General features: G+C 64.1%; 2 protein-coding genes. Both read left to right on the top strand.

Annotated elements, in window-relative coordinates; all coding sequences use genetic code 11:
* A partial coding sequence (locus E3T50_RS06330; RefSeq protein WP_166784220.1) for an integrase core domain-containing protein occupies positions 1-116 on the top strand: 116 nt, incomplete at its 5' end.
* Between the two features lie 504 nt (positions 117-620).
* The coding region (locus E3T50_RS06325; RefSeq protein WP_198417958.1) for a hypothetical protein at positions 621-1,350 on the top strand (730 nt) is incomplete at its 3' end.

The following is a 1,350-nucleotide window of genomic DNA, read 5'->3' as shown; positions in this document are numbered from 1 at the left end:
GAGCAGCAACGTACCTGGACTGGATTCATAGCTACAATCACCACAGACCCCATACCGGCATCGGCGGCAAATCACCCATCGACCGCGTTCACAACGTCAGTGGGAAGAACACCTAGGGCACGTTTTCCCACTCTCCGCCCAGACCCCGCGCGCCGAGCGTGATATTCTCGGCCGCCAAGAATCAAACCCATGCCCGGGTGACCGAGAATTCAACAGTGTCACGTTTACTCTCGGCACTTTCACAGAAATAGTGAATGGCGCCCCGCGTTGCCCTGTCGAGGCGGCACGAGAACGTCATCCGTGCCACAGGGGCCACCGCCCACAAAATGAAATTGTACTGGTCAGAGCAAAATCATCGAGTTCTGCTCAGTTTCTCCGCCGTACCGGCCGGCCGATCCGTAATGCCTCCGGGCCTGCTCACACGAGCAGAGGCGACCACATTCGTGATGATGCCGCCCACAAACCCATTTACACACGGGAAACGCGCAGCCGCTCAGACGCTAATTGATGACGTGAGCTCGGCGACCGCCGCCGCGTCACGCGGATTGTTTGCGCCGAAACCCCGTCGGGTTCCTGGGCGTGAGCTTCCTGTCCATGAACATCCGGAAGGTCTCGCTATATTGTTTTCTCGTTTCCCCCGACGTGCCATCATCGCGGCCGTCGCCATCACCGCGCTGGTTCCCCTCACCGCAATCATCCCCGTCGGTCTCGCGTCGGCCTCCGCTGCCACCGCGCCCGCCGGCACCACGGTGGTCGACAGCAACTCCTCACAGATCAAGTACTCCGGGACCTGGCGCACGACGGGCTCACCCTCCGACAACGGCGCGTCGATCAAATACTCCTACGCCACATCGAGCGCCTCACTCACCTTCACCGGGTCGACCGTCGCCTACGTCGCGCGTACGACTAGCAGCTCGGGCACGAGCGAGATCTCGATCGACGGCAAGGCTGTCGCTACGGTCAACGGCTACTCCGCCACGGACAAGCACCAGCAGAACTTGTTCAGCACCTCCAATCTCTCCAGCGGAACACACACCATCAAGGTGAGCCGCACCGGCCAGAAGGATAGCCGCTCCAACGGCACCAGCAGCATCGTCGACGCTTTCGTCACCGCGGCGCCGACCGCGGCGACAGCCGTCCCACCCGCTCCTACGCCCGCCCCCGCTGCCTCCACGCCTTCGGTACCGGCCCCGGCCGTGCCGAGCACCGCGCCGCCGGCGCCGGCACCGATCGACACCCACCGCTACGCTGACTGCCCGGCCGCCACGGTCACCGTGACGACGGCCAGGGAGCTCATGGCGGCTGTCGATCAGGCCGGCCCCGGCACCGTCGTCAAGATGGCCCCCGGCA

This window comes from Cryobacterium gelidum, assembly GCF_004403985.1.
GTDB classification, from domain to species: domain Bacteria; phylum Actinomycetota; class Actinomycetes; order Actinomycetales; family Microbacteriaceae; genus Cryobacterium; species Cryobacterium gelidum.
This window is presented reverse-complemented; position numbering and strand designations above follow the sequence as displayed.